The 21,558-nt window shown below is 54.4% G+C and carries 14 protein-coding genes and 1 pseudogene; 4 read left to right on the top strand and 11 right to left on the bottom strand.

The genetic code is table 11. The features are described 5' to 3' along the window. Positions 1–288: 288 nt before the first annotated feature. Positions 289–4,251, bottom strand: a complete 3,963-nt coding sequence (locus FE783_RS34805; RefSeq protein ID WP_138884001.1) for an FIMAH domain-containing protein — start codon at positions 4,249–4,251, stop codon at positions 289–291. A gap of 285 nt (positions 4,252–4,536) precedes the next feature. Beyond that, positions 4,537–5,268, bottom strand: a complete 732-nt coding sequence (locus FE783_RS34800) for a hypothetical protein (protein ID WP_138884000.1) — start codon at positions 5,266–5,268, stop codon at positions 4,537–4,539. A gap of 191 nt (positions 5,269–5,459) precedes the next feature. Here FE783_RS34800 and FE783_RS34795 point away from each other — a divergent pair, with 191 nt between their 5' ends. Next, positions 5,460–7,016, top strand: a complete 1,557-nt coding sequence (locus tag FE783_RS34795) for an MDR family MFS transporter (RefSeq protein ID WP_238403365.1) — start codon at positions 5,460–5,462, stop codon at positions 7,014–7,016. A 69-nt stretch (positions 7,017–7,085) separates the two neighbouring features. Here FE783_RS34795 and FE783_RS34790 read toward each other — a convergent pair whose 3' ends face one another. Both FE783_RS34790 and FE783_RS34785 read right to left on the bottom strand, forming a co-directional pair. Next, complete coding sequence (locus tag FE783_RS34790; protein ID WP_138883999.1) at positions 7,086–7,424, bottom strand: antibiotic biosynthesis monooxygenase; 339 nt, start codon at positions 7,422–7,424, stop codon at positions 7,086–7,088. Between the two features lie 53 nt (positions 7,425–7,477). Continuing rightward, positions 7,478–7,924, bottom strand: coding sequence for a DinB family protein (locus FE783_RS34785; protein WP_138883998.1), 447 nt, complete (start codon positions 7,922–7,924; stop codon positions 7,478–7,480). Positions 7,925–8,119: 195 nt separating this feature from the next. Between FE783_RS34785 and FE783_RS34780 the strand changes: the two genes are divergently transcribed. Further along, positions 8,120–9,391 carry a beta propeller repeat protein gene (locus tag FE783_RS34780; protein WP_138883997.1) on the top strand — a complete coding sequence of 424 codons (1,272 nt, stop codon included), beginning with the start codon at positions 8,120–8,122 and terminating at the stop codon, positions 9,389–9,391. A gap of 58 nt (positions 9,392–9,449) precedes the next feature. On the opposite strand, the gene FE783_RS34775 is transcribed toward FE783_RS34780, so the two are convergent. The 7 genes from FE783_RS34775 to FE783_RS34745 form a co-directional block, all read right to left on the bottom strand. Further along, positions 9,450–10,046 carry an ABC transporter ATP-binding protein gene (locus FE783_RS34775; RefSeq protein WP_138883996.1) on the bottom strand — a complete coding sequence of 199 codons (597 nt, stop codon included), beginning with the start codon at positions 10,044–10,046 and terminating at the stop codon, positions 9,450–9,452. Then, positions 10,036–10,956: an ABC transporter ATP-binding protein gene (locus FE783_RS34770; protein ID WP_138883995.1), complete on the bottom strand. Its 921-nt coding sequence runs from the start codon at positions 10,954–10,956 to the stop codon at positions 10,036–10,038. The genes FE783_RS34775 and FE783_RS34770 overlap by 11 nt, the downstream gene beginning before the upstream one ends. 109 nt (positions 10,957–11,065) lie before the next feature. After that, complete coding sequence (locus FE783_RS34765) at positions 11,066–11,926, bottom strand: ABC transporter permease (protein ID WP_138884006.1); 861 nt, start codon at positions 11,924–11,926, stop codon at positions 11,066–11,068. An 11-nt stretch (positions 11,927–11,937) separates the two neighbouring features. Next, positions 11,938–12,927 (bottom strand): ABC transporter permease, encoded by a 990-nt coding sequence (locus tag FE783_RS34760; protein ID WP_138883994.1) that lies wholly within the window; start codon positions 12,925–12,927, stop codon positions 11,938–11,940. A gap of 52 nt (positions 12,928–12,979) precedes the next feature. After that, the gene (locus FE783_RS34755) at positions 12,980–14,539 is read right to left on the bottom strand and encodes an ABC transporter substrate-binding protein (protein WP_420799796.1); all 1,560 of its coding nucleotides are present in this window, start codon (positions 14,537–14,539) and stop codon (positions 12,980–12,982) included. A 250-nt stretch (positions 14,540–14,789) separates the two neighbouring features. Continuing rightward, positions 14,790–15,281: a nickel-responsive transcriptional regulator NikR gene (gene nikR, locus FE783_RS34750; protein WP_138883993.1), complete on the bottom strand. Its 492-nt coding sequence runs from the start codon at positions 15,279–15,281 to the stop codon at positions 14,790–14,792. Between the two features lie 65 nt (positions 15,282–15,346). Continuing rightward, positions 15,347–16,897 (bottom strand): alpha/beta hydrolase, encoded by a 1,551-nt coding sequence (locus FE783_RS34745; protein ID WP_158302195.1) that lies wholly within the window; start codon positions 16,895–16,897, stop codon positions 15,347–15,349. A 275-nt stretch (positions 16,898–17,172) separates the two neighbouring features. Here FE783_RS34745 and FE783_RS34740 point away from each other — a divergent pair, with 275 nt between their 5' ends. After that, entirely contained in the window at positions 17,173–17,340 is a 168-nt protein-coding gene (locus FE783_RS34740) for a carbon storage regulator (protein ID WP_138883991.1), read from the top strand. Positions 17,341–17,554: 214 nt separating this feature from the next. Further along, a pseudogene (locus tag FE783_RS38520) lies at positions 17,555–17,968 on the top strand (flagellin N-terminal helical domain-containing protein); the annotation flags it as partial. Positions 17,969–21,558: the final 3,590 nt, after the last annotated feature.

Below are 21,558 nucleotides of genomic sequence, written 5' to 3'. Positions count from 1 at the left end.
CGATGTGTGCATGAACCTTGCGAAGCAGATGATTTTGCGGAACGAGGTCTTCCAAACAAACGAATTCGTAGCTGTTTTGTGCATGTGGATTGGAGCGAAGCATGCAATCACCGCCTAAATAGGATAGCTATATTATACCACATTAACGCGGTGAATAGATAAAGAAACCAAAAAAATAGCCTGTTGAGGTTAATCAACAGGCTGAAGCCGGGCGATGCCCGGCTTTCTTTTTAGGAAATTATACGAAGTCAATTGTGTGGATAACGGGGGAGCTGTTCCCCTATATCGTCACATCAGTCTTCGGATACTTTCGACCGCCTCGTTCAGCTTCGTCCTCGCCAACTCCGGAATAAAAGACCGCAGCGACGGGTTGTTCAAATGATCGAGAAACCTTTGAAGATGCTCTGCCGCCTCGCTGACAGAGCCTTTTTCCCATTGATGCAGCGCTTGGCGGATAGCGTTAACCAGCGGCTGTGCCATCGGTCCTTGCAAACTTTCGGCAGCAATTAGCGCGTCAGTTTGTTCAGCCAAAAAGACGAGACGTACGTCATGCCGCCCGGCGGCCAGCGAAATCTGGATCGTTCCGGATACCGGATCGATTGTGTAGCTTCCCGGCGCGAGCAGTTGGCCATCCACGATCACCATGGCATCTGCCGCAGGCGCATGGATGCGGATCATTTGCGCTGCAGGCGTTTCTACGACGCCATACGTCTCCATCGTCACGGTGTCGGTGTCGAACGAAGCGCTGAACGGGTTGCTGCCTGCAAGCATTACCTTTCCTGCGTATTGGAGCGAGGTGCCCCGGGTCATTTTGTAGCCGATGACCTCATTGGCCCCGGTCAAGCCGATGACCGCTTGTTCGGCGTCGCCCGTCGCCTGACCGACCGTGAATGGTGCGGCTCCGGTCCGGAAAGCGACCAAATCGCGGGTACCGCTGTCATCGTTTCTCTCGACGAGAGCTCCGATGCCGTTCGTACCGGTCACCAGCTCGGCATCCACTGTCAGCCGGGACGGTCCGTTCGAGCCGACAGGGAGAAGCTGTACGGCATCAAGCCCGATGTAGAAGTTGCCGGATTGGGCGTTTTTGCCGGTTATCTCGTAACGGATCGTATGCGATCCGGCCGTCAGCGGAATCGTCCCGTGCTCGAATGGCGCAGAGGCCGTTACCTCGGGAGCATACCCGTCGTACACGCCGCCGACCGCCTGACCGTCTACGTAAGCTTGTACCATCCCGTAAAGCGGGGATTTCAGGAAAAAGCTCTGAACTTTGTAATTTCCGGCTTCCGGTACATTGACCGTCACGGTCATATAGTCGCCGGTCTGAGCGCCGCGATAGAAAATGACCGTACTGCCGGCGAATTGAATGAGCTTCACCTCCCGACCGGAGCTGTCGGTCAGAGGCATCAGAGCGGTTTCCTCCAACAGGCCGATCGGCGTGTAAGGCTGCACCTTCATCGCGGTCAGGAACTGGTGCCCGGTTTTGGCCGTTCCGCTTCCTATCTTCGAATAATAGCCGTATTGTTCGGCGCCTGAATATTGGGTTACCGTCATTGGGAGCGGAGATGCGCTAAGAAACTTGGCTGCCAATTCCGCGCCGCCGCTTCGCAAATACAAGTCGTTGCCGGCCGTTGTCGCGCCGGCTTGGACCGGCTGCCCGTCGATTTCGAATTGCTTGAGCGCTCCGCTGTACAGAATCCAATCGTAGACATGAGGCGCATCCGCCTGAAGATCGTCAAGCATGACGAATGTATCCGGCTTCAAGTAGACGACATGGCGATCGAATTTCGTCAGCTTGGGATTGCCGTAAGCGCCGGCAGCCGAACCTTTTATATAGTCGTACGTAGGAGCGAGGAGCCCTTTCGTAAGCATTCCTTTGCCCAGTATGCTTTGTCCCTGGCCGTCGACTTGAATCGTGCTGTGACCCATACGTACCGTGAAATCGTGCTCCGGGCCCGCTACATAATCTTGATAGCCTGGGTCTGAGGCGATCCAAGTGCGGTTGGTCGCGATTTGGAAACTGTTCTGGTCGTAATGGTTGTGCCCCAGATTCGAAGAGTTGCTGACCATCGAGAATAGGACGTCGTCGCTTCCCCAGCCGCTGCGGAGCATAGCCCATCCGTTCTCATCCAATACGGTGGAGGCCGGCCATGCGTCCGGGGAGGTGACGGTCGCGTTCGGACGGAAGTACAGGAACCCGTTTACTCCGCCTGCCGCCGATTTGGTTTCCTTCAAATACCATCCGGCCTGTCCGTTGTTCAGCCAAGCGTTGATGACGTTCATCGTGAGCCCGAAATAATTGGCAACCCCCGAATCCGAGAAATTGGCCAGTCCTGCGCCGCCCGGCGCCAGCGCGTAGACGACCCAACGTACGAGGAAGTCGTTCAGAAACGGATGATCCGCCAGCTCGCGAACACCGGTTACGCGGTTGATGTGGTCGAACGCTTTGATCATATTGTCCGTAGCGTAGCTCGTATAGAGGAGTCCTTCTTGCTTGCCGGACGTCATGCGCTCGTCCAAATACCACTGATAGTAGTTCATCGCTCGGGTCAAGTAGGCATTCGCATTCGGACTATGGCCGAGCAGAACCGCCGCTCCGCTGCCGAGCGCCGCCGCGCGCAGCGACTGGATATTATGGTCGGTCTTGCTCTTTGAATCTTTGTAAAGAGGAATAAGGCCTTTGTTTTCCAGAGCGTTCATAACGGTCGTCCGTTCTTCCGCGGTCAACCGGTCGTACAAAATATCGAACGCCATGCTCGCCCCGAACGTTAGATGGGCTGTATCCAGACAAGTGTAGCCGCCGCACGAATAGGTCGGTTCCGTCCAGGAATTCCAGCCGGATACGGACAACAAATACTGCTTCGCTTTGTCCGCATAAGCGGTATCATCGGATATGGCATAGGCCAGACTAAGCGTCTCCAGACGATCTTGCACGGCTCTGGTCATCATCGTCCAATACGGATATGACGTGAAGCCGGGCGGACTCGGAATCGGTTCGGGCTGAACCGGCGGCAGCGGATAAGTGACGACTTTGCCCCCGTAGTAGGTGATCGAGAAGCTCGTTTCCGTCATATAGTTATTGGCGCTGGTTCTGATCGAATCCCACAGCTGCTTGCCGGTCGTGCCGAACGGAGCGTTTACCGTATCCGCCGCCCTCGCCTTCAAATCGGGCACGTCGGAGGAGGTAAAATAAAGCCGCGGATGGCTTGCCGTCAATAGCGGAAACTCCCGTACCGGCTCGGGCGGCACAAGCTTGAGGGAAGCGTCGTCGAAATAAGCTATCCCGATATTCGCTTTGTGCTGATACAGCAGCAGTGTTGCATAGGCGGCGCCCGCAGGAGCGTAGGCATCGATGGATATCGGACTCCATACGCCAATTGAAGAATTCGTACCGATCTTCGTCTCGATCCGGACGTTGGAGCTGTTCCAGAACTCCAGGTATAGCTGAGAGTTGCCGGACTCGTTATACGATCGTACAGTAGCCTGGTACGCTTGATCGGGAACGACCGGGATTTGCCCGCTGCGCAAGCCCGGTCCGCCGTTGGAGCTCGGATCCTCCATCCTCACGCTGTACGCGCCGCCGTAAACTTTGGAGGTGACCGAGGCGTACACGTCTGCGGCTCCGAGGCTGGTCCAGCCGACAGGCTTGCCGCCGGACACTTCTTCGAAGTCGCCGTTATACGGATAGGCCAGCGGAATTTCAGTCAGGGCGGCATCGTCGAAATAGGCTACCCCTACATTCGTCTGGGGCTGGTACAGCAGAAGGGTAGCATAGGTGGTGCCAGCCGGGGCTTCCCCGATAACGTTCACAGCTTGCCACTGCTGCCCGGCGGGAATCGTTCCCGTTTTTACACTGATCCGCGTGTCCGAAGCATTCCAAAATTCCAAATATAGCTGCGAAGAGCCTGACGCGTTCATTCCGTATACCGATGCTTTGTACAAATGCCCGGCTGCGACCGGAACATGGCTGCTTCGCAGGCCGTTCCCCGCCTGGGTGCTGGAATCGGTCAGCTTCACGCTGAATCCGCCGCTGCGAACAGGCTGATAAACCGATTCGTAGATGGTGTTCGCAGCCAGTCCCGTCCATCCGGTCGGCTTGCCGCCCGCGATCTGCTCGAACCCTCCGTTGACGATCGTTTCGACTGCCGACGCACTGCCGCCTTGATCGGCCAAAGCCGTTAAAGGAAGCAGGGACGAGAGCAAGCCGATCATGACCAGAAGGCTGAGCAACCTTTTGCGCATTGTTGCTTTCATTAATACGCTCCTCTCCAATGCTTGATTAAGACAGACGGGAGTGAATGTAGGCAGTATATACAAGGAGTATACCTGTATGTCCTTTGTATACTATAACAACACGGAGAAAGCGTTTCCATAATACTTTGGAACTATTTCCCACCCCTATCCCATTGTTTTTTTTGGCGAAGAAGCGGGAAATATGCAGGTTTTTGTTGGAATACCGACCCGAGTCGGTAAAGCTGTCTCGGAAGCGGCTGACGGGCTGCAGAAATTGTCGCTCGCGATGGGGAAGGCTAGTTCCGGCTACTTCACTTCGACCGAAAATTCGGTCCGCAACTTCATGGGCTCCATGCTATCACCTACAAGCAGCTGAGCAGAGACGCCCACAGTGTACATCCCTTTCTCTAACTGCCACGGTTTTTCAAAGGATTCCAGAAAAGCTTCCAAATCCATTCCACTTTTCAAGTAGTTCAGGCTAGTTGCTGTATCCCAAGAAAATACCGAAGTGTACTCCGCACCTTTACTCATCGTTCTTTTACGTAAGGAAGCCTCCGCGAAATCGCCCGTTTTATTGTCATGGGAATCGATGATATAGAACAACAGCACAGGATTTCCTTGCCCGACGACGATATCTTCCTCTCCCAAGTACGTAAGAGTTCCCCATATATCCAAAGGTTCATTGAAATGATACGTTTTTTTGGAGGAATGGATAGAAAGAACAAAATCGCCCTGTTTGTTCATCGAACTTTGCTCGGATTTTTTGTTGAACGCAGAAGGGATATGGATTTCGATTTTTCTTTTATCTTCCGTATAGGATACGATCCCGTTAATTCCATCAACCAGTTCTCTTACGGGCAAATAAGCTTTCCCCCCGTAGTTCAAGACCGGACTATTAGAGAAAGTCAGATCCTTATCGTTTACTGAGACGCTGACGGGAAACAGGCTGGCTTCAACTAGATTTGAAGTTCCGACTTTTTCAGGGAGCGATACGATCGAGAGCGCGATGATCGTGCCGGCGAGGAAGAGCTTTCTCATAAAATCCCAACTTTTCAAAATGGAATAGAAAGATAAGTATAATATATTCCTAAACTACCAATAACAGATAGAGTAAAGTAGCCGAGCTTCACTTTTGAAAATACAAAAAATGTTTTACATATTGACTGACATAGTGCTGTCAGGGGAGGCGTATACAATAAAGCTATACAAAATGAAGGAGAGGTAAACGGATGAGTACTGCTATGCAAAACAAAACCGGGGTAGTCGTGGCGGGGCTTCTGCTCGCGATCCTGATGGCCTCGATGGACAATACGATTGTCGCGACCGCAATGGGAACGATTGTCGGCGAGCTGGGAGGACTCGACAAATTCGTCTGGGTCACTTCCGCCTACATGGTCGCGGAAATGGCGGGAATGCCGATATTCGGCAAGCTGTCCGATATGTACGGACGCAAACGTTTCTTCGTCTTCGGTATTATCGTGTTTATACTCGGGTCGGTTCTTTGCGGAACCGCCGATTCGATCGTGGAATTGAGCATTTACCGCGCGATCCAAGGAATCGGCGGAGGCGCCTTAATCCCGGTTGCCTTTACGATTATGTTCGATGCCGTCTCGCCGGAAAATCGGGGCAAGCTTGGTGGATTGTTCGGAGCCGTATTCGGCATGTCGAGCATTTTCGGTCCGCTGCTCGGAGCCTACATTACCGACTATATTCGTTGGGAATGGATCTTCTACATCAATCTCCCGCTCGGATTGCTGTCCTTCGTCCTGATCGCGTTTAATTACAAAGAATCGCACGAACATTCCAAACAGCGGATCGACTGGTGGGGGGCTGTCACGCTGGTCGGAGCGATCGTCTGCCTTATGTTCGCAATGGAGCTCGGAGGCAAGCAGTATGCTTGGGGTTCGGTCCAAATCGTAAGCTTGTTCGCAGGCTTTGCCGTACTGGCCGTGATCTTCCTGTTCGCCGAATCGCGCGCGGCGGAGCCGATCATATCGTTCCGCATGTTCCAAAGCCGTCTCTATGCAAGCAGCAATGCGATTGCGATGCTGAGCGGAGCCGCGTTTATTATCGCATCGGTGTATATTCCGATCTTTATTCAAGGCGTGCTCGGCGGTTCGGCTACGAATTCCGGCCTCGTGCTGCTGCCGATGATGCTTGGTTCGGTTGTGACGGCGACCGCAGGCGGTTTCCTGATCACGAAATTCTCGTACCGGGCGATTATGATTCCGACGCTGCTGCTGCTTGTCGCGGGACTTGCGCTTCTGACCACCTTGTCGACGGATTCGTCCCGCCTGCACGTCACCCTGTATATGATCTTGGTCGGCTTGGGCATAGGGGCCTCGTTCTCGGTGCTGAGCAACGCGGCTATCCATTCGTTCCCGGCCAGACAGCGGGGAGCGGCGAGCTCTACGCTGAACTTCCTTCGGTCGCTCGGGATGACGCTGGGCATCACCGTGTGCGGGATTATCCAAAGCCATGCGCTGACCCGCAAACTGACGGACGCCTTTGCCGGAAGTGGGCAACCCGCCGCGGCACCGAACATCAGCTTCAGCGACCCGCATGCGCTTCTCGACCCGGCGACCCGTGCCCAAATCCCCGCACCGGTACTGGACAAAATAACGGAGGGACTTTCGTCCTCCATCAGCGCAACGTTCGCCTGGGGACTTGTCCCGGCCGTGCTGGCGGTAATTGCGGCCCTCGTGATGAGCAAAGAGAAGCTGGAACCGGCTGCGCATGCTTCCGCCGCCTCGACAGAAGCCGAGGGCTATGCGGCTTCGCACTAAAAGAACTTTGAAACCCCGTGTATCCGGTTGGATGCACGGGGTTTGTTTCGTTCATGCAACTACATTCCGCTAAACGCGATAGCCCGCCGACGTTCCGCCTTTGACCGTCTTTACTTCATACATATTGACGAGCGAGCTGATCACATAGTCCGGCTTCGGCTGGCCGCGGCTTTCCCGGTGCCCTTGGATGTGGGCGTCGCTCTTCTCCCAATTTTTCCATGCATCTGTCGATTCCCAACGGATCATGGCTACAATCTCTTCGGTATCTTCCTTCTTCGCTTTATTGACCATGACGGTAACATCAAGCAGTCCCGGCATGCCGTCAATCGGACTATCCTTGCTGAAACGCTCGACGACTTGGTCGGCATTGCCTTTCGTCACGATGATCGTTCTCGTTTGAACTAACAAGGCGCAATCCTCCTCCACTTTTCTCTCATTTTAATTGATAAAGATTATCATTGTCAATGAGAGACAAAAGCTTCGATCTGCGCCATGTGATGCCTGTCATGCTCTAAAATATACTTCCTGCAGTAAGTATCCGTGTCGAGCCGCGTCTTCCCGACGTAGAAGCGGACCTCTTTGTTGGATGCGGCTGCATACACTTCGACAAGCTCGTTTCGGGTTTCCGTTAGGTGACGGATCATTCCGGCTTTGCCGATTGTTCGCGCGAATCGTTCGGCGTTGCCGTTAATGGACGTGTGATTGGGAAAATGCAAGATGGCTCCATCTCTCATAAAGGGGATCATATGCTCCAGGCTGTACGTGTCCCATAGCCAAATGTGGCTGAGAATTTCATGTATCGACCATTTGCCGGGCCGGATCGGACGATGCCATTGATCGAAGCCCGTGCGCTCCAGCGAATGGACAAAAACAATAAGTTCGCGCAGCCGGACTGCAGTTTGCTCCACTTGTGTAACACCTCTTCTTCAGTTTAAAGTACGGTATTCGCGGAGTAATCGCCGCTTTCCTCTAAATCGCTGCTTAGGCCTAATGATCCATTTTCTGTAAGATGTGCATATGCCGGCAACCCTGGCGATTGATGCAACGTCTATTGGGTTATACAGAAGAAAGAGCCATCTCAGAACATTGAAGGAGTGACAGGAATGACACGCTCGCGATTTTTCAAATTTTTCATAGTACCGATTGTACTCGTAACGTTGATGGCGGGATGCCGCCAGCAGGGGGAAGAACCGAATCCGTCTGCGGGTAACGGGGGGAACGCGTCATCGTCCGCTACAGGAAATCAGCCGCCGAATTCGCAAAGTCCGACGTCGCCCGACCCTTCCTCATCCCAACCGTCGACTACTCCGCCAAAGACGGATAGCGGATCGGACTCGACTGTGAAACCGCCCGCTGCCGTTCGCATGGATAAAATTACAGCCGTCCGGCTGGCCGACCCGCAATCCGGCTGGATCGGCGGGAAAGGCTGGATCGCCCGGACCGACGATGGCGGTAAAACTTGGAATGCGCAGTACAGCGGTGAGGGTACCGTCGAGCAGCTATTCGCGCTGAACGATCGGGAAGCTTGGGCGGTTGTCGGCGATGCCGGGAACAAGTCCAAACCGCGCCAGCTGCTCGGCACTAAGGATGGAGGGAAAACATGGACGGCAGTCGGGACGATGCCGAATACCGGTTTTCTTCATTTCGTTTCGTCGGACGAAGCCTATAGCGGGAATGCGAAGACGACGGACGGCGGCAAGACTTGGGCGGCTTTGCCGGTTCCGGAGCAGACGGTGGGGGACGCGTACTTCCATGACCGGCATAACGGCTGGGCGGTAACGCAGGACAAGGACATGCTGCATGTGAAACGGACTACGGACGGCGGTGAATCGTGGCAAAATGTCATGTCGCGCAAAACGGTAGCCCAATTGACGGGGGCGCTTATCCGTTCCGCCGGGGCGAATGACGCCTGGGTTGAGTGGATCGGGGAATCCGGCATGACGCAGACATCCTACTCGCTGTTCCATACTTCGGACGGGGGAAAAGCGTGGCAGACGGTTATCGCCAATTCGACGGCCGGAGGCGGACCGGCGCCGGGATTCCCGATCGACCACTCGGACGGGCCGAAAAATACCGGCAGCAAGCCGGGAGCGCTGTACGTGGTCGACCCGAACGTCGCGTTCATGGGTGGTCAATGCATGGCGTGCGACAAGCCGAACACGATCGGCTGGACAATCGACGGAGGCAAGACGTGGGTAAACGGAGAAGCCGCGTTCGCCGGTTACGGACAGCAGTTGCTGGCGATAGCGGATGCCACACACGGGTGGTGGATCGTGACGGATACTACCGAGCCCGCAGTGATGTACACTACGTCCGACGGCGGGAAAAGCTGGCAGAAGGCGCATACGTTCGAGAAGCTGCTGCCGGGTACATGACGTGAGGAAGGGGAGTCCGTTGGCAGCATCAAAAATAAGGGGGCGCGGATGCGCCCCCTTATTCGAGTTGGATGATTGTGCCGCAAAGCCTCTTCAGCAGCCTGCGCTCATGGCTGACTACGAGCAAGCCGAGCTGCCGCTCGCGGACGACGTCCAGCACGGCTTGCCAAATTTGCGCCTGCGTGACGGCATCGAGCATCGTAGTCATCTCATCGGCGATCAAGTACCGGGTTTGCGGACCGAGCGCCCGCGCGACGCAAAACCGCTGAAGCTCTCCGCCGGACAACTCGCCCGGGTACCGGTTCAGCCATTCGTCGGCGATACCGAAGGAAGCGCGAAACGCCCGATCGGGCTCCCAGCCTTCGTTCAATATTTGCTGCATACGCAGCCGGGGGTTGACCGCTTTTTCCGGATGCTGGAACACGTGCTGAACCGGATGGTAGCCGCTGCGGGGGAGCGGGCGACCGTCCAAGAGGACCGTCCCCTCAAGAGGCTCGTCGTAACCGGATAGAAGACGTCCGATTGTCGTTTTGCCGCATCCGCTCGGTCCGGAAAGTCCGACGATTTCGCCCTGGTTAATCGCGATGTCGAAGTCGCGGAACACCCAAGGGCCCTTCCCGTATCGAAAGGCGAGATTGCGTCCTTCAAGTGGCATGAATGCACCTTGCCTTTCCGCCGCGCAGTTCCCGCATAACAGGTCTGTCCGTGCCGCATTCGGCGGTAGCTATGCCGCATCGCGGCGCGAACAGGCAGCCGGGGAGCTCACCCGGATGGGGCTGCCGGCCGGGAATCGGCTCGAATTCGTTTTGCGGCAAAGCTCTCCATAATGCCCGACTATAGGGATGCCTCAGCCGCTGGCCGTCTTGGGAGAAATCGCCGGCGGGCGCTATTTCGACGATGGTCCCCGCGTAGAAGACGGCAACGCGGTCGGCTACGTGCAAGGCGGACTCCAGGTCGTGGGAGATGAGCAGTACTCCGGCCCCACGGTCAGCCAGCTCCTTCAGCTGCAGCACCGTTTCGAGCACGATCGCGGGATCGAGCCCGGGAGTAGGCTCGTCGGCGATAAGAAGCTTCGCCCCGCTCACGGTTGCCGCGGAGACGAGCACCCGTCTTGCCATGCCGCCGGACAGCTGATGGGGATACCGCTTCTCCACATCCGGGGCGAGCCGGTACCGTTCGAACGCTTTTCTTTGCTCCGCTATCGGATCTCCGCTTTGCACCGAGCTTCTTACCTGAGCTCCTACTCGCATGAGCGGGTCCAAATAGTTGACCGATTGCGGCACAAGCGCGATATGTTTTCCTCTTAACGCTTCTTGCCTGCGAGGCGTAAGCGTCTCTCCGTCAAACCGGATCGCGCCTTCCACGACTGCATTGCCGGGCAGAATGCCCAGTATGGCGTGAGCCAGCAGGCTTTTGCCCGAGCCGCTTGCGCCGATCACGGCGACGATTTCTCCCTTGCCCACGTCGAGACTCATCCCTAGCAGCACTCGCATTGTCGTTTGACGGAAGCGACCGGTATATTGGGTAAATGAAACGGACAAATCGTCCACTTCCAGAATCGGCATTCGGTTCGTCCTCCTTGCGTCTTAGGAACTGTCACGTAATGATCCACCTTGCAGCAGACGCTCGCTCCGCGAGGCGCATCTCATAGGAGATACGTTATTACGCAGTTCCTTATTCGTGCGATTGCCGGGGGTCCAGCAGGACGCGCAGTTGTTCTCCGGCCACGTCGAAGGCGCGCACTACGAGAAGCAGGCACAGCCCCGGGAAGAACGCCAGCCACCACAAGCCGGTAGACAAGTAGCGCATCGATTCGGACAAAATGATGCCGATAGCCGGCTGATGCGGCGATAAACCCAATCCGATAAACGTAATCGACGCTTCGTGCAGGATGGCATGAGGGAACAAGAGCAGCAAGCCGACGAGCAGATGCGGCAGCAGGTGAGGCAGCATGTGCCGTGTCGTCGTCCACCAGCGTGATTTGCCGAGCCGGCGGGAGATTTGCACATATTCCGCCGTCTTCAGCTGCAGCACCTCGGCCCGGATGACACGAGCCAAGCTAGGCCAATGCGTCAAAGCGACTCCTACGATAACCCCTTTCATACCCCCTCCGAACACGAAGGCGATCAGAATAAGCGTTACGAGATGAGGGACGCTTAAGAACAAATCGATCAGCCAACTGACGATCCGATCGGCCGTTCGCCCCATTGAGGCGGCAATGCCCATCAGCGAGGCAACCACGACGCTGGACGCGGCCGCAGCCATCCCGACGCTGATGCTTAAGGCCAAACCTTTGATCGTGCGCGTAAACATATCGCGTCCGAGCCAGTCCGTGCCGAAAGGATGATCCGCGGAAGGAGCCATGTTGCGCAGTTCCAGCCGGGTCGATAACGGATCGGAGCTTAGCAGCAAGCCCGCCAGCCATACGGAAACGACCAGTAGCGCCGCTATCGAGGCCGCGATCAGCGCATACTGTCTGCGGTTGAAACGCAGCCGCGATATCGCGCGAACCGTCGTGTCGCCACCGGCATCCATTCTTCTCATAGTCACTGCAGCCGCCTTTCCCTAAGCCGCGGGTCTACGAGCCGGTACAGCACATCCGCGATCAGATTGCCCATGAATACGAACAACGCGCTGAACAATACGATGCCGAGCAGAAGGGGGACATCTCCGCGAAGCCCCGCTTCCACCGTTGCTTGGCCGAGTCCGGGATAGGAGAATACTTGCTCCGCCAGAACCGCTCCTCCGAACAATTCGCTGAACGAGGCGAAATGAAGCGTAACCGCCGGTAAGGCGATGTTGCGCAGACCATGCCTCCGGAACAGAAGGAAGCCGCGTTCGCCTTTCGCTCGCGCATACAGTACATAATCGCTGGCCAGCACGTCGATCAGCTTCTGCCGCGTATGCAGGGCGATCGGTGCGATGCCTACGATGCTTAACGTCATGGCGGGCAAGATCATATGTCCGATCCGGTCCGCCCAAGTAACTTGTTCGTCCAGGACGCCGACGGGAGTCCCGAGTCCGACCGGGAACCAGCCGAGCCATACGGCGAAAACCATCAGAAGCAGCAAACCCATCCAGAACGTCGGGGTGGAGGCGAGCGTATAGCAGTACCATTTAATGAGACGATCCGCCCATCTTCCTTTGTTCATGGCCGCGACGATGCCTGCCGTGAAGCCGAGCAATCCCGACATCACCCAAGAAAGGCTCATAAGAGCGAGCGAGCTCGCGAATCTCTCCCGGATCACGTCGGCCACCGGGAGGCGGTACATCATCGAAGTTCCCAGATTGCCCTGAAGCAGCGCCGCTCCCCATTGCGTGAAGCGCGTAAACGGGGATTGATCGAGCCCCCAATATTCGGCAATAAGCTGCCGCTGTTCGGGTCCGACGCGCATCATGTCCGCTCCGACATAAGCTTGGATCGGATCGATCGGGGAGGCGCTGACGAGGACGAACGAAATGATGCTGATCGCGAGCAGCAGCGTGGCGAGCCGAAATAGCTTCAGCCCGACAAGCGCGAATGCGCGTTGAATCATTGCAAGGACTCCTTTGGCGGCGTATAGCCGTATGTTCCGCAAACGCAATCCATCATTGGTTCCATTTCCATTCCTCGATGTTATCGGTCACCGGCCAACCGTGCCCGTGCGGGTGAATGAACTGCTTGCCGATATCGAGGTTGTCTTTGACCAGATACAGATGGTCGATGTTGACGAGCCAGGCCCAGGGCGCATCCCCTTGGGCGCTTACGCCTGTTTTGCCGTCCCATTGGGCTTTCTTCCAATATTCCAACGCGTCTTCCTCGCGTGTCGCCTTCAGCGCCTTGTTCATCCAGTCGTCCACCGTCGGATTGCTGTAGAAGCCTGCATTGTAATATTCCACGCCTCTATACTTGCTGCTGTACAGGTTGTACATTTCCAGAGGATCGTGACTGCCCCAGCCCATGAGCAAGGCGTTGGCATGCATGAGCTTCTCGATGTCGTCCCAGCTTTTGCCCTGCACGTCGATTTGGATTCCGATCGGCTTGATCATATCCGCTGCGGCCAAAGCGAGCGATTGCCGGGTTACGTCTCCGGACGGGTATAGGAGCGTAAACTGCGCTTTCAGCGATCCTTTCTCCAGAATACCGTCGCCGTTGCCGTCCTTCCATCCGGCTTCTTCCAGCAGCTTCTTGGCCCCGGCCGCATTGGCGTCGGCGGTTACCGAGCTCGGATTGTACCACGGTAAACCGTCGTTTACCGTATAAGCCGGCGTACCGTAGCCCTCGAGCACGCCTTGTACGAGCGCCTTCCGGTCGATCGCCGTATTGATCGCCTTGCGAATGGCCGGGTCGGCGGTAACGTCGTTCCCGATCGGGTAACCGTCTTTCGTCTTCGTCCCGGATTTCACGAAAGGAAACGATATTCCTCGGTTGTCGACCGTGCGAACGGCTTCCAGCCGCATGCCTTCCACTTTCTGTCTGCTGAAGGCCGCCGGGATGTAGGACAAATCGACCTTCTTCGCTTTGGCGGCGGCATAGGCGGCGTCTTCGCTGAGGAACAGGAAGGTCAGCTTCTTGAAGTAAGGCTTCTTTCCGTAATATTCCGGGTTCGCTTCGACGATGACCTGTTGGCCTTTATTCCATTGAACCAGCTTGTACGGCCCCGAACCGACCGGACGCTCCGCATAATCTTTGCCGTAAGCGTGCTTAGGAACAATCCCCGTTGTGACAAGCTGCGTTACGAAGGTGGACTGAGCTTCCTTCAATGTGAATTTGACCGTATAATCGTCGGGAGCTTCTACGCTCTTCATGTTCGTCAGGTCGATGATGGAGCCGTTTCCGGCTGCCGTTTCGAACGTAAATTTCACATCGGCGGCGGTTACCGGTTTGCCGTCGGAGAATTTGGCGTCCTTGCGGAGCTTGATCGTCCATACCGTTCCGTCTGCGCTCACTTCGTAACCGGACGCGGCAAGATCGTTCTCGATTTTCATCTGGGAATCGCGCTTCAGCAGCGTGCTTTGGAACAGCGGCGAGCCATACCGCCCCCAGCCTGTCGTCGGGTCGAATCCGGCCTCGGGCTCAGCGCTTACGGCGAGCACCAGCTCGTCCGCTTTGCGTTCTCCGCCTGTATTGTTGGAGGAGCAGCTCGCAACAATGCAGCATACGAGCAGCCACAGTAGTAGGATCGTATGAAATCGAGTACTATTTCCAAACACAAATACCCCATCCTTTTCCTGTAACACGTTTTTGTTTTATTGTAGCACGATTGTGGGCGGGAGGTAAGATGGTTAGGAAAAAACATACAATAATTGTGCAATCGAGCGGGGAGCAAAAAAAGAGATGCCGCCCGGCGAACGCCGAGAGGATCTCGTGTAAAGGCAATTTATTGCCGCCATGTGAGGTTGCGAGCGTTTCTTGTCATTATTCCGAATGATGGTGGTGGTGATGCCCGTGGCTATGATCGTGCCCATGGTCGTGAGAGTCATGCTCCCGCTGCTCGTCTACGTACGTCACCGACAGCTCGCAGTAGAGCACGCCCCGATGCACCTGAATTTGTTCCTGCAGCTCCCTCAGCTTGTCCATCCGGCCGCGAACCGCAATGATTTCCAAGCATTGCTCATGGTTCAGATGCACGTGCATGTTCGAGATAATATGGTGATGGTATTGATGCTGAAGCTCCATCAGCAGCAGCGGCAGCTCGCTCACATGGTGGTCGTACACCATGACGATCGTGCCGGCGACGAGCTGTTCCGGAACAATGCGGCCCGGCTGAAGCATCGCTTTGCGAACCAGATCCCGAATCGCCTCCGAACGATTCGTGTAACCTTGCTCGTTAATATATTGGTCGAACTGTTGGATCAGATCCGACGGCATCGATACACCGAATCGGACCAATTCGTCTTTGCCGGACATAAGTTCCTCCGCGTTGCGTTTTCCCAAAATTGTAGCACAATTGAGCCGGTTTCACGAGTGCGGTGCTAGGAGGCGTCGAACAGTCCCTTTTGCTTCATCCAGTACTCCTTATTCGATGTATCCTTGGTCCGATCGTAGCAGGCAATGAGCTTGTCGACGAGTGCTTCGTTCTTCGGCAAAATACGCAGCATTTGCTTGATATGAACGGATGCCTCCTGCGGATTGCCTTGTTGGAGGAAGTAATCCGCCATCCAGATTCCCAAGCTGGCCAAATTGTGCTCCCATTCTTCACGCAGCACGAGAAACCAATCGTCGTATAGGGACTGAAAAAACGTAAGGGGCATGGACTGCAATAGTTTGCCGCATAGTTCGAGCTTCTTCCTGTCGTCCTTCTCCTGCAAGGCGATCGTCATATCTTGGATAAAATCGAGCGCGTCGCAAACCACTTTTCCATAAAGGGTTACATCCTCCCGCTCCAAAATCAGAAACGCGGAGGCGGTACGGGACGGTTCGAGCAATTTCTTCAAGTGGGACAAATAGACTCGCAAATAACTGCGCGCTTTGCCGACCGGAAGATCGGGCCACAACGTCTCGCACAACTGCTCGCGGCTTACGGAACGATAGAGCAGTAAATAAAGAAATATATTTTTGGCAAACCGCTGGTTCCAGCCGCCCTTGATCTCCAGCCCGTTGGCGTACACATGAAATCCGCCCATCAGTTCCACACGCAGCTCGTCTGCCAGCGGGGCCGCCCCTTGTTCTTCATTAACCAACAGCTTCATGTATTGCTTCATGTCGCGGGAATTCGGTCTGGTTTCATCTGCGGCAGCAGTCCGGTCAAGCCTGTCCATAAAATTCATAATCCAATTCGCCGAAAGCTGGGGCTGGTCCAGGACGACTATGTGGGGGGAATCCGGCACCGTGTAGAGCTTGTACTCCGATAAGCAAAACGCTGCCATTAAAGACAAATAAACGGGAGACGAATGTTCCTCTTCCCCGCATAGAAGCAGGGTGGGAACCTTCATACGCGCCAGATCGTCCATCGGCCGATAGCCGATGCTTGCATCCGTAATCCGGCTGTAGGTGGAAGGCAGTGCGGAATAATCGATCTTTTCATGAGCGGGGTGATCCGGCGGGAGGCTGGCGAACAAGTCGGCTATGCAATCTGCTGAACCGACAGTTCCGTGAACTGGGGTCTCTATCCATTGCTTTTGCGCTTTCTCTGCCACTGTACCGGGATAGATTGGCATGGAGATGAGGACAAGGCTTTTCACAATCTCGGGATTCGATGCGGCGAACCGGGCGGCTATGATCGCTCCGAAGCCGTAACCTATTAAATGAAACGACCGCAATTCCAGGCTCCGTACAAGGTGCAACAGGTCCTCATGGTAGGTTTGGACGGTAAGAGGTTCATCGCCCAGATCGCTCTGGCCGAATCCGCGAAGATCGTATCGGATAGTAGAGAATCGATCGCTTAGGAAAGGAACCATCGAGTCGAAGCAAGCATGGGTAAACAAATTGCCATGAAGCAGAATAAGCTGCTCCGCACCGGGTCCGCTATGGGCCGGTTTCAGCTTATAAAATATTTTGCTGCTTCCTCTATGCAAAACCGTCATGGGTTCTGTCCCTCCGAGTATCGTGTGTGACTTTTTTCGAAAAAATTTGATAAAGGCTATAAACTTTTGAAACCGGTGCGCCGATATTGGTAGTAAGCAACAAAAATTGGGCATATAGTCCCGTAATTGAATAGATCAAGAACAAGTCAAGGATGGCTTAGTAGGGTTCGTCTCTTCTCCGCAGGATGCGGAAGGGAGACGGTCTTATTGGCCATCCTTATTTTTGTTTCCGGCAGCTGCGTAGTTGGAACGCAGCACATAGAGGAGGAGCACACATGCTGGTATTGGGCCGAAAACCCGGAGAATACGTAATGATTGGGCATGACGTGAAGGTTCAAGTCGTTCGAACCAAGGACGGAGATCTTAGACTTGCCATCGATGCACCGAAAAATATTCCGATACTTCGCGGCGAAGTGTATGAAGCGGAGTGCACCTCCAGGTAATTCCAATCACTTATTTTACAACAACCCCATATAGTGCTCAAGGACGAGTTTTGTCGAAGTTTGACGAATGGCAGGATGCCATGGCGCAGACGAGATTAAACGCGTCCTTTTTGTCTTTCTTTCGGTAGTAAACGTCCTTAACGGGGCGGTTTATTATACAGCATCAAAGGTGAAAAAGGATGTTCACCTAACCATTCCAAGGAGGAATCCAGCAATGAGAATTAATCACAACATCGCAGCACTGAACACCTATCGTCAAATGAGCACGAACTCGGCTTCAAGCGGCAAATCGATCGAGAAGCTGTCTTCCGGTCTCCGCATCAACCGCGCTGGCGACGACGCAGCAGGCCTCGCGATCTCCGAGAAAATGCGCGCGCAAATCCGCGGTTTGGACCAAGCGCAACGCAACTCGCAAGACGGCATCTCGATGATCCAAACGACAGAGGGTGCTCTTAACGAAACGCACTCCATCCTGCAGCGCATGCGCGAGCTGGCTGCTCAAGCGGCGAACGACACGAACGTATCCGTCGACCGCGAAGAAATTCAGAAAGAAATCAACCAGCTGACCTCCGAGATCAACCGTATCGGTAACACGACCGAGTTCAATACCCAGTCGCTGTTGAAGGGTAAGAATGCGGCTGTTGTAGAGTCGGCTGCCACGATCAACACCGTAACCGACGGTGTGAAAGGCGTAGCCCAAGGTACGGTAACCGCTCTGAAAACGGTAGCGAGCAGCGTGAAAGTGGAATCCTCTTCGACATCGGTTCAAGGTTCCACCAGCAAAGCAACCGGCAGCGTGTCGGAAATTACCGAGAACACGCAAAGCATCAAAGGCGAGAAAGCATCGATTAACCTGACGGTTGGAATCGGTGTACAAGCGTCCGAGAACGGTACGGACCTGAACGGCAAAACGATTACGGTACGCCAAGGCACGACGAAGAGCGAAGGATCCCGCCTGGAAATCGACGGACAAGGCAACTACATTTTCACGATCGGACAAACTTCGACAGGCGACTCGCTTGCTAAAAACTTGGGTCAGCTGTACAACGAGATGAACTCGTCCATCAAAAACTATGATGCGTCCACGGGCTTCACGGCAACGAACCGGATTTCCGTTGTTGAGCCGGCTTCGCAAATTACGGGTCAAGCCGTAAGCGTACCGGTCGCTGGTGACACGGGTACATTGGCTGGCGGCGTGAAAGAGCAAAATGGCGAATACGAGTTCCAATTGAAAGAAGCCTTTGAAGAGGCGGGCGATTCGGTCACTATCGGCGGTCAGAAGTTTACGGCTGTTCTGTCCGGTGCTGATGCTTCCAAAGGCGAGTTCAATGTCGGGAACATCGAAGCTAGTTTGACGGCAGGAGAATCCAGATCCGCTGAAGACGGCGCTGCCGGTACTGTTTTAACCGGTCTGACGGATGAAACAGTAAAAATTAATGTCGGCGGAACGGACTATACGATCAGCACAGCGAACTTGCAAACTTATGACGGGACTGCGGGCGACGATATTAATGATCTTGCAGATCTTGTTAAAAATGCGGCTAACGGTGCTGCGAAACTGTCGGATGTTGCTAATGTAGCCGTTTCTTCAGATGGAAAAATATCCATTACGGCAAAAGATCCGCAAACGCAGCCGATTACTTGGACCGCTGCAGGCACGGACACGAAGAAAGTCAATGATACCTTCGGCATGAATACGACAGCTCAGATTACGGGCGGTGCGGTCGTAAATGTTGCTGATGATCTTAATGGCCGTGCGGCAAAATGGACGTTAACGGCTACAGCAGCAGTTGGTGACGGTTTGACCGATACGCTTACCTTTAACGGCGTTAGCATCACACTCAATTCCGGAGCAGCCGCCGTCGGCGCTGCGGCAGCAAGCGACACTGCCGCTTCCGTAACCGTGGTAGACAGTGCGGGTGCGGATGTGAATGGAACAGCAGACGCGCTGCGAGACGCGCTTATAGCAGCGCGGGATTACAACGATGGCGACTTGACGGATAACGCGCTGTACGGTTTTAATTTTTCTTCTGCCGGAGGCGTTTTGACGATAACAGGGCCGGCCGGAACGACAGCATACAACACGGATCAGTTAGCAATAACTACCGCCAATGGTCTTGCCATAACTGGGGCAGGCGCCGTTCCCGGTCAGCTTGGCGCTGAATCAATTCATGCCGATACCAATATCGCTATATCGGTGGATGGCAAAGATTTTGTAATCAGCAATAGCCAGTTGAAGACGCTTGATACTGACGCCGGAGCCTATACGCAAGCGGATGTAGAAGCTCTAGTAGAAAATGCTGTCGACAAGAATGGATACAAGCTTTCCGATTATGCCAATGTTAGCCTTAGTGGTGGTAAGCTTGTCATTGAATCCAAGAATGGTCAGCCGACTTCCAGCGTGCAATTTGTTATTAATGCAGGTCAAGCTGCCGACGTTACACGTCTTCAGACAACATTCGGTGTAACCAATTTCTCAAGCGATACGGGTGCCGATGCTGTATCCAGCAGCCGTTCCGTTGAAGATCAGGCGAAGAGCTTGGCAGCCGCTATCGAAGCTAATGCAACGTTAGGTGCGAGATTCGAATATGCCAGCGTCGCCAGCAACGGGACGATTACGCTAACGGAAACAAACAACAAAGCTACAGGGCAAGTTTTGGAAGATTTGTCCGTAAAAGGTTCTGGCTCCGACGATAAACTTTTGATTACCAATAAAGGCGGACAAAACCTGAACACGGTTACCATTGTACGTGCTCTGGCTCAAACTGCTTCTGCTGCAAGCTCGCAGGTTCAATCCAATGGCGAAACCCTTACAATTTCCTCGGGTACGGCAGATAATCAGTCTACACGGGCTAATGGTGTTAAAGTCGAATTGAAGGCTAATGGCACGGATGAACTGAATGTTACCTACAAAGATGGTATTCTGACCGTAAACATGGCCAGTACAACGGCTTCAAAAAACACGGCAGCCAATATCGAAACTGCTATTAAAAATCTTGGAACAATTGATGGTGTCGATTTCTCCGGATGGTCTGCAGCTGCAGGGGGCACATGGGATACGACTAATGACGCTTCCGACATTGAAGTTGGAACTGCTACTTTGTCCGGGGGTAAAGCCGCAGTTGTTGAAAACCAACTGAACGTAACAGTCGATAAAGGCAATCTGACGATTCATCTGTCGGCTGAGAATGCACGTGAAAACACGGCCGAGAAAATTCAAAAAGCGGTTCAAGAGCTTGGCGAGTTCAAGTTCTTCAATGAGGACGGCGAATGGGATTCTATCGACTTCAGCCAATACGAGTTCACAGCTCAAGGCGATTGGGATACCAAGACGTTGGGCAACTCCATTGCAACCGCGTCCAACACGCTGGTTGGCGGTACGGAGGCTGTTCAAGGCACCTACTCCTTCAGTGTCGATAAGGCTTTCGCAGCTGGCGACAAGGTTGAAATCAATGGTTCCGTATTCACTGCTGTTGATGGCGTAGCATCCGGTGCGAAAGGGCAGTTCTCCGTAAGCGGCGGCAATTTGAACAACCAAGCAGCTAGTCTTATGGCAGCTATCAACTTGTCTTCGCTGAAAGACAACTATAGCGCTTCGATCAGCGGCAACGAAATTACGATCACGGAGAAAGTCGCTTCCGGTACCGATCTGAAAGCAACTGACCTCGATGTTCGCGCTACTGGAACGAAAGGCGAGTACACGATTAAGCAAGAAGAACTGCTGACCAACGGCTCGAAGTTCATCGTGGACGGTCAAGAAATTTCGATCAGCAACAAAAATCAACATGTCGGATACGGCAACGGCACGGCGATCAAAGAAGCGGCTACGGTTGCCGATCAATCCAAGGCTTTGGCCGATGCGATCAACAGCAACGCCAAGCTGAAAGACAAGTACACAGCTTCCGTAGAAGCGGACGGTTCCCTGAAGCTAACGCAAACGGAAGACTTCGCTTCCGATAAAGCACCGGAAGTGTCGACGAAAAACTCGCCGCTGGGTGACTTCCAAGCTACTTTCCAAATCGGCGCTAACAGCGGTCAAAGCATGACGATTACGGTTGGTGACATGCGGGCAAACGCACTGAGCATCAGTGGCGACGGTTCGGTTGGCACGGTGAAGGCAAACAACGGTGCAGTTGCTTCCTATACGGCTGTATCGAACGTTAATAGCGGTTCTGACAACAAAAATGTTGAGTTCGCGCTGGACGTTACTACTAGTGA

This window comes from Paenibacillus mesophilus (assembly GCF_005938385.1).
In the GTDB taxonomy this organism is placed as follows: domain Bacteria; phylum Bacillota; class Bacilli; order Paenibacillales; family NBRC-103111; genus Paenibacillus_AB; species Paenibacillus_AB mesophilus.
Note: the sequence above shows the minus strand (reverse complement) of the source record. Positions and strands in the feature narration are given on the sequence as shown.